Source organism: Pseudomonas entomophila (assembly GCF_029478665.1).
GTDB classification, from domain to species: Bacteria; Pseudomonadota; Gammaproteobacteria; order Pseudomonadales; family Pseudomonadaceae; genus Aquipseudomonas; species Aquipseudomonas entomophila_F.
Genome location: NZ_JARPQB010000124.1, coordinates 1 through 622 on the forward strand (window position 1 = coordinate 1; position 622 = coordinate 622).

Sequence of the window (622 nt, forward strand, 5' to 3'; positions counted from 1 at the left end):
ACCCTCTTCACCCGCCACAACCGCCCCCTCCACACCCTCTGGCTCGAATCCCAGGCCTGGTTCTGCGCCCACGAACTCGGCCGAATGACCGGGCGTTTCTTCGACGAACACTGCATCCGCAAGCCCGACCCGGACCAGCATCGCACCGTGCAGCTGTTGCGCTATGGCCAGTACGGCGAGACCACCATGGTCAGCGAGTCCGGGGCCTATACCCTGCTGGCTCATCACCACATTCCGGAAAACCGCCACCTGCGGCACTGGCTGACCCACGACGTAGTCGCGGTGCTGCGCGATGGGCGGGACGCGGCGCTGGACGACCTGCCGCGCCTGGGCAGGATGTGTTGGCCGGGTGGGCAGACGGCGAGTCTGTTGTATTGGCAGAGCGAGCCTTGGGTGCGGATGCGGGATGTGCCGGTGGTGATGGCGGCGGAAGTGCCCTTGGTGGTGCCCGAGCGGCGCAGGCTGAGCTGGAAGGCCTGTGCGCAGCGGGCGTTGCGGTTGCATGGGGTGGGGGATTAGCTGCCCTTCGCGGGGCAAGTCCGCCCACCGCGACCACGCTCACCTCAAGCCTGGCGCGATCCTTGTGTCGCGAAAGGGCCGCAAAGCGGCCCCGGCGATCATT

Annotated in this window: 1 protein-coding gene; it reads left to right on the plus strand. The window is 67.5% G+C overall.

Annotation, left to right across the window (positions count from 1 at the left end):
* A partial coding sequence (locus P5705_RS26190; protein WP_277463752.1) for a BRO-N domain-containing protein occupies nt 1–519 on the plus strand: 519 nt, incomplete at its 5' end.
* Between the last annotated feature and the right edge of the window lie 103 nt (nt 520–622).